We start from the raw sequence: 7,401 nt of genomic DNA, 5'->3' as shown, positions 1-7,401 counted from the left end.
GATCCGCCGGCACGAGGAGCAAGTCAAGGCTCTCTACGGCCGCGAGCGGGTCCATCTCTTCCCTCCGCACGGCGTCGATGCCTCCGACTCTTTCTTCGCGGTCTACGACCGTGATCCGGACAGCGGCACACTCAAGCCCGGGCGGCGCTATATCGGCGTCCGACGCGCCCGGTGACCTGAATGTACTGGGAGGTGCTCTTTGGCTGGCCAACGACGGCCATAAGTGAGAGGCGGGGGATGTCGATGCCGACCTCAATCAGGCTGGAGGCCAGGCAAGCGTCTACGGCCCGCTGTTCATTTGTGTGCTGCCGCTCAAGCTTCTGGATGGCTTCGGGAACCTGGTCCTGCCGGAGCCGGCTTGTCATCTCTTCAACCCAGTTGAGATAGCGCATCCCGGTGCGGTCGGTTGATGAGCGGTTGTTGACGGTCCGAAGGTAGTCGGGGATATCGGACTGCATCAGCGACAGTGAGTTGCCGAGCTCGCGGAGGCTGTTGAAGAAGGCGAGCAGCGTCCACCAGGGGTCGCTGAGGTCCTCGGGGAGGTCCTTGGCTGCCTGCAGCAGGGCGGCGAACGTGCGGACCTGTGTTGTCTGCATGGAGCCGAGGGCGGGGGCGTGGACGCCGATATAGCGCCGCCCGGGCTTGAGTGTGCCGCTGTCCGGATCACGGTCGTAGACCGCGAAGAAAGAGTCGGAGGCATCGACGCCGTGCGGAGGGAAGAGATGGACCCGCTCGCGGCCGTAGAGAGCCTTGACTTGCTCCTCGTGCCGGCGGATCGTCGCGGTAGAGGCAACGATCTTGGGTAGGACGGGCGCCCTGCCACGCCGGTCGGTGCACAGCTCCTCAATGACGCCCTCGTAGAGGCCCGTGAGGGATCCGAGCGGGCCGGCGATGAGGTGCAGCTCGTCCTGGATGATGAGAGAAGGGGGCGAATAGGCCCGGGTGCCGTGTTGGCCGAAGCCGAACAGTGCCTGGGCTTTGGGCCGCCAGGCGATCAAGGCGAACTTGTCCACGGTCCCGATTACGAGGGTGGGCCGCTGATCGTAGAGGTCGTCGTCGACCACGTAGATGGGGAGCGGCGAGTCCTCCGTGGAGAAGCGGCACTCGTGGTCCGGGCAGATGAAGCGCACAGTTCCGCGGTACTCCGAGTACCCGGCTACGGGCGTGCGGACCGCCGCCCCGCTGCGTCGTCCAGTCTTCCGGCGGCTTTGCCTGGGCGCGGAGTCTTCCTCCTGGCTGGGGACGGGGCCCATCTGAGCCGCGCACCAGGGGCAGCGCAGCAGCAGGAACGGGTTGTCCTGCTCTCCGCGGTGGAGCTTGCCGAGTGCAGTCTTCGCATCCGCACGTGAGTTGGGGGTGGTCTCGCCGCCGACCCAAATTCCGATGGAGAAGGGATCACCGAGGTCCGGCTCTTCTTCGCGCACCTCCTCAAGGGCACAGATCAGCGCGGCCGCGCGCAGGAACTGCTGGGCGGTCAGCAGACGCAAGGTATAGCGCATGAGAACAGTGACGCTCGCGTCGCCGGGGTCGCGCAGGCGCCGAAGCAGTATGGAGAAGGCGGACAGTCCGAGGTACGCCTCAGTTTTGCCACCGCCGGTTGGAAAGTAGATGAGGTCAACGGCCTCACGGTCACCGTGACGCGGATCGGCGCTTGAGGGGATTGCGGCGAGAAGAAAGGCGATCTGGAAGGCGCGCCAGTTTCCCTTGCCGTTGCGGCGCGCCGCCTCCTCGTCCGGCTGAGCCCCTTCGACCTCGAATCGCCCGTCGGCGGACCGTGTCGGACGCACGGCGCCCCCGGAGCGCAGCTGCTGGCGCAGCATGGCACGGTTGGCCATCCGGAAGGCACGCCCCACATCGCTCCGGGCGTCACGTACCAGTTCCAGCCCTTCCCTCATCCGGGCCAGCGCCTTGCGGCAGCCTTCGATGTGCTGCGCGGCGGTCGGCCGGAACCGCTCGTCGAGGCCGGCGGCCTTCTCGGCGAGCCCCTCGATCCACTCCGCGTATGCGCCGACAACCTGCTCCAGACGCTCGGGCCCCCCTGGGCCGTCCCCAGCCAGCTGCTCCATTGAGACAGTGAGCGGGCTGCCGTTCTGCCGGATGTCGGGTGTGATGCTGGGTGCCTCGTACCAGGGCAGCGGGTCGGCCTTGGCCCAGGTGGCCCGGCCGTCTACGGGATCGGCCCAGTCCGCGGCGCAGCCATGGCCCACGGCGAAGGTCCGCGCTTCCCGGTAGAGCAGATTGAACGAGGCGTCGTCCGGGTGGGTCTCGGCTTCGGCCGCCTCAGGGTAGGGGGCGAGCCAGCCGCCCTGCGGTTCGACGGTCATCTCGGCCTGGAACAGGCTCACGGCGTCGAGTGGCTGAGTTCCAGGGGCCGTCCGGTTGACGAGGGCAACTGTGATCAGCCTCCCGTCCTGGTGGCTGCGCACGTTGACGATCAGCTCCAGATCGAGCCCGTCAATGCCGCGCGAGGCGTCCAAGTCGGGCTGCGGCTTCCGCAAGACCCGGCCGGCCGTGGCGATGTCGTCCGCGGGCAACTCCCAGACCGCGATAACGGGGCTGCGTACCCACCACCGCCGCGCATCGCCCGCCACACGCACGTTCTGGCGCTGGTAGCGGCCTCCTGTGAAAACGACACGCAGAGCTGTACCGCTCCCGCCCGCGAGCATGAACGACAAACCAATGGTGCTGGGACGTCGGTCGTTCGCGCCGGCGAGGTCAAAGTCGTCGTCCTCGGGCGACCCGCCGACCGTGCGCTGTGCAGCTTCCTGCAGGCCATCGAAGACCTCTTCGTCAAGCTCACCATCACCATCGATGAGCCCGGCAATGACCGTGTGATCCTCGTCTGCGGGCTGAGTCGTGTGCTCAGCGGGGTACAGAACGCCGACGCCGTACCGCACCAGCGGGGCCCGGTCGAGGACCTCCTCACCGGACTCGGGGTCAACCCATGGGCCGCGGGCTTCCTCCCAGTTGTCGAACGAGCCCCGGTCGAGGGGCTTGCCAGCGGGCGCGGGACCGAGCAGCTCGGCCCTCAGGGCGTCGACAACGTCCTCACGCGGGCCGAGGTGGTCGCTGATGGTCATGCCGCCTTCTCCTTGAAAACCTGCTTACGGAACTCGGGGCGTGCGGTCTGGGACATCAGCACCGTGAGTTCGTCCCTGGCGCGGGAGGCGCCCACGTAGAACAGGGTCTGATCACGCGCCGACCCGAAGGAGGCGACATCAGTAAGGATCACCGCGGGAGAGTCCAGGCCCTTGAATGCGTGCACTGTCCCGTATCGCACCGCTCCCGCCCGCTGGGAGCCGAAGGGCACGAGCCGGTTCCGCCAGCGGGGATCTTGGCAGTTACCGGCTGCGCTCTGCTCATTGCGCRGCGGCGACAGGACGACGATGTCCTCGGGCTGGAACCCTTCGCGGGTGAGCTGGGTGAGCCTGTCTGCCAGTTGTCGTTGCTGTCCCTCACTGTCCGACCACCACAGGTGCTCGGCCGTCCGGTCGTTGGAGGGCCGCAGTGTCCCCGCGTACCCCGGGTCAAGGTCGGACGTCGCTTCCACGTAGAAGGTGATGTCGGGGACGCTTCTGCAGTTGTGACGGAGTATGAAGACCGCTGGATCGCCCGCCATCCGCCCGCGGAGGGCTTCCATTCCCTCGCCGTCGGAGTCGTAAAGGGCCTGGCGCGTGAAGTCGCCGAAGGCCAGCCACTGGCCGCTTGACAAGCCGCCGCGCAAGGACGAGTCGAGGACGTTGAGGTAGGACTCGCGCATCAGGTCCTGTGCCTCGTCAATCACCAGCACATCGAAGGGCGGGACGTCGCGCTCGAACAGGGCTTCCAGGGCGAGGTCGGGCAGCTCCTCGGTGAAGAAATCGCTGCCACCGCTTGCTGCGGGGCGTGCAGAGGACACCAGTCCCGCCATGTAAGAGTGGAAGTGAGCAGCCGTGATCCCCTCCACCTCGGCCGTCTCTTCCTTGAGCCAGCTGCCCAACTGCCGGTTGAAGCAGCACAGCAGGACTCTCAGGCCGCTTCCGGCGAACCGCCGTGCCGCCTCCACCGCCACGAACGTCTTGCCCGTCCCCGCAGCTCCACGCACGAGGCACCGCCGGTTGGCGGCGATCATGTCGAGCACCTCGTACTGCTGCGCAGTGAAGGCTTGCGTCTCCCGGTCCATCCGCTGCCGCCGCAGCTTAGGCGGTTCGGCAAACTCGAATGAGGGCCGCAACGCCTCCAGGATTCTGGCGGCCTGGCCGGAATCCGGAGCGACGGATGCCGGGTTGAACCAGCCTGCTGTGGGAGTCGAGGCGAGGTGCGCGCGGTGAGCGTCCAGGACCCCGGCGACTAGCGTGGAGATGGGGCGGCTGTGCAGAGCCACTGTGTCGATCGCCTGCCATGTGTGCCACTCCATGGGTCCTGACACCGCGAACCGGCTGTGCGTGAACAGCACCGCTGACGTCATGGGTACAGCTCCGAGCCCACCGCCGCGGCCGACGAGCTTCTCCTTGACCGCATGCATGGCCTCGTCGGCCTGCTGGAACGGGCTCCTCAGGGTTGGCGGGTTGCCGCCCAGCCGCCACTCACCACTCGGAAGGCGCCTGACCTGCTGGTGGGCTTTCACCTCCAGGACTAGGAGTCCCTTCCCGGGTACGATGATGACGAAGTCGGCCTCACCCTGGATCTGCCGTGGATGGTTGGCGATCCCCAGAGAATGCAGCACCACCCAGCCCTCCGTGCCAGGGTCATCGCGTAGCCGCTGGAATAGTTCCCTTTCCCCGGGACTTGGGGTGGCTTCCGGGTCGAAGGCCGACGGGATCATGCGTGCCATTAGGGCACCTCCGAATCGCGGAGCCGGCAAAGATAGTGCGGGGGAACGCACAGTTGCCCAGGCAGAACGGCATCTACCAAAGCCGCCCGCGCGCCCGAGTTCGTATCGTCCAGGGGGATCTCGCACCAGCGCTCCTCCCAGAGCTGCTGCCACAAAACCCCGGAGACAGCACGCTGCACAGCCTCGGCGTAGCTCCGCCCGGCACTGCGGTGTGCGCGGTCGATCTGGCCGAGGGCCACCCAGACGTCCTGCGCCTCCCGTCGGCGGCCTAGGTAGTGCATGACCACGGCGAAGTCATCTTTACGCCGGGTTCTGATGCACCACGGGCTCGTCCAGTAGTCCAGGTTGGTTGTCACCGCGCCGCGCGCCACCAAGTCCTTCGCGACCCCTCGACGACCGTCTGGGTGATGGGCAATACGATCGCTCAGCTGCGCTTTCCACCCCCGCTGTAGCGCCCGCAGCATTGGCGCCTCGTCGCCCAGCGCGACATCGGCCCGCTCGACCAGGCTCTGATAGTAGGAGCTGCCGCGAAGTACGACATAGTCGCCGACCGAAATCGAGGCCCCGTCGACCGCCTCGACAGACGGCTCATCGTCCGGGTCCGGCTCCACCAACAGGATTTTGTGAACGCTGGATTCCACGGGCAGCAGCACATGAGAGCCGTCGGCGAGTAGGGCCACACGGGCTTCCACCCCCTCGTGGCCGCCTGAAGCGCCGTCTCGCAGAGCTTCGGCGGGAAGTCCTGCGACAGCGTCCCGAGCTAGGGAAGCAACGTCGAGATCCGTCAGCAGGGTCTCCGCCGTCTCCGGCGTCGAATCATCCGCGAGCTCGGACGGTGGCCCAACTACCCTCGTCTCGCGGCGGCGTATACGCGTTGGCATGGTGCCGCGCAGCACCGGACCTTCGTCGAGTAGCGGCTGTATGTCCAGCGGCTCACGGTAGAAGTCATGGTGGACCAGTCCGAGCCGCGCTGCCCGGGGGGCGTTCAACACACCCGGCGGAAGCCAGGCGACCGGTCCCACGACCACGGCCGAGTCATATACCTCGGCGCCCAACAGGTCACTGACCACGCCAATCTCTACTGGGTAGTGCATCACGCCAAACTCGTGGACAACAGCATCCTGGTAGACGCGGTTAGTCACCGCTACAAGCGACGGGCCCCTGCGGCCCGACGACAGGAAGGTCATGACCCCGGCCGCGAGCGGATTGGATGAGTCGTCTCCCAGGCGGGTCAGAGCCTGTGCGACGGCAGACAGCTGGCGCACCAAGTCGGCATCCGCAGCCTGCTGTAAATGGGCGCCGGTGCCCGCCAAACTGCGTGCCGTCTCCTGGAACCGCAGTTGCGCGCTGTTGAGGGGCAGCGGCACGGTACCGAGAAGCCACCGGACACGCCGGATCTCGGCGCAGGCCTGCCGCCACAGGTCAGAGCTCTCCAACTCCCCCACCGTACGCAGAAATTGCGTGGCGGTCCGCATGAACGAGTGCACCCCTGAGTGGTGCACAGGCTGGTCCTCGATGACGGAGTCCGCACGCTGGTAGACCGTGTCCGCTTCCCACAGGCTCATCGCGCCGTCCCCCTGCCCTTCCAGGCGAGCAGTTCAACTCCCGGAGGGATACGGCTGCTGAGGTCTCTGGGCACATTGAGGTCGGCCATACTGCGCCCTCGGTTTCCGTAGAGCTCGTCCACGGCCGCAAGGGCTGCCGGGCTCGTGCGCTCGACCACGGCCACTGTCACGCCCGCGAGGCCGGCTCCAAGCCACCGCCGAACCGTCGTAGCCCCATCAAGGACGGCCACAGCCGGCTGGCTGGACCGCACCACGTCACGGTACTTTTCCGGGTCACCCCGGCTGGACAGCACCACACTGCGGTAGTGGGATCCCGGCGAGCGAACTGCGCGCATGCGCAGCAGCTCCTGCAGAGCCATGCCCGGTCCATCGGGTGCCCCGACGACCACCTGGGCTTCCGCCAGGACTGTGTTCATTACCCCTATCACGACGCTGTGAAGAGAGCAGCGTCCGTAGAAGTCAGACAACTGACCGGCCAACAGCTTCTCAGCGCCAAGGGGGACTTCAAACGCCTCGCTGAAGCGGTGCCGGTCCGCGTAATCCTCAGGCAGGTCCGGCCAGCGGAGCAGTTGAAGCCGATAGTCGTCCGCCGGAAACCACGAAACCGGGCCAGGACGCCTGCCGGGGCCCTTGCTCCCTGCGAGCTCGTAAACCCGCCCATGATGGTTCTTAAAGGCCCCGCCGAACACTCCCGTGTACACACGCCGCCCCGGTCCGGGCCCCTTGACCGGAATGACTCGGACACAGGTGCCGACAGACAGGCACTCGGCCTGCTCGAAGTCCTGCTCCGACTCGGCAGGGACCACCTCGGCCTGGGACGCTTGGTTCACCACCCCATAAGCCAGCAGCACCGCGAGGTAGTCACGCGTCGGAACGGACAGCGCCACTACCGAACTTGAGCTCCCATCGCGCAGCCCCGCTGCCCAGTACCCGACATCCGAGAACCATGCCGCCGCTCCTCAGTCGCCTCGCCTCAGACCCTCTGCTGGCGAGGCTTCAACCTCAACCGCAGCGCTCCGAATG

Annotated in this window: 4 protein-coding genes; all 4 read right to left on the bottom strand. The window is 66.9% G+C overall.

Features of this window, described 5'->3' with window-relative positions; genetic code table 11:
- Nucleotides 1–131: 131 nt before the first annotated feature.
- The 4 genes from EAO75_RS44245 to EAO75_RS44230 are packed head-to-tail and all read right to left on the bottom strand — an operon-like array spanning nt 132 to nt 7,265.
- A complete protein-coding gene (locus EAO75_RS44245; protein WP_148000785.1) occupies nt 132–3,080 on the bottom strand; it encodes a helicase-related protein in 2,949 nt (982 codons plus the stop codon).
- Complete coding sequence (locus EAO75_RS44240; protein ID WP_148000784.1) at nt 3,077–4,813, bottom strand: nuclease-related domain-containing DEAD/DEAH box helicase; 1,737 nt, start codon at nt 4,811–4,813, stop codon at nt 3,077–3,079. The genes EAO75_RS44245 and EAO75_RS44240 overlap by 4 nt, the downstream gene beginning before the upstream one ends.
- Nucleotides 4,813–6,378: a hypothetical protein gene (locus tag EAO75_RS44235; protein WP_148000783.1), complete on the bottom strand. Its 1,566-nt coding sequence runs from the start codon at nt 6,376–6,378 to the stop codon at nt 4,813–4,815. The genes EAO75_RS44240 and EAO75_RS44235 overlap by 1 nt, the downstream gene beginning before the upstream one ends.
- The gene (locus tag EAO75_RS44230; RefSeq protein ID WP_148000782.1) at nt 6,375–7,265 is read right to left on the bottom strand and encodes a hypothetical protein; all 891 of its coding nucleotides are present in this window, start codon (nt 7,263–7,265) and stop codon (nt 6,375–6,377) included. Before EAO75_RS44230 ends, EAO75_RS44235 begins: the two co-directional genes overlap by 4 nt.
- Nucleotides 7,266–7,401: the final 136 nt, after the last annotated feature.

It is taken from the genome of Streptomyces sp. UW30 (genome assembly GCF_008042075.1).
Taxonomy (GTDB): Bacteria; Actinomycetota; Actinomycetes; order Streptomycetales; family Streptomycetaceae; genus Streptomyces.
Note: the sequence above shows the minus strand (reverse complement) of the source record. Positions and strands in the feature narration are given on the sequence as shown.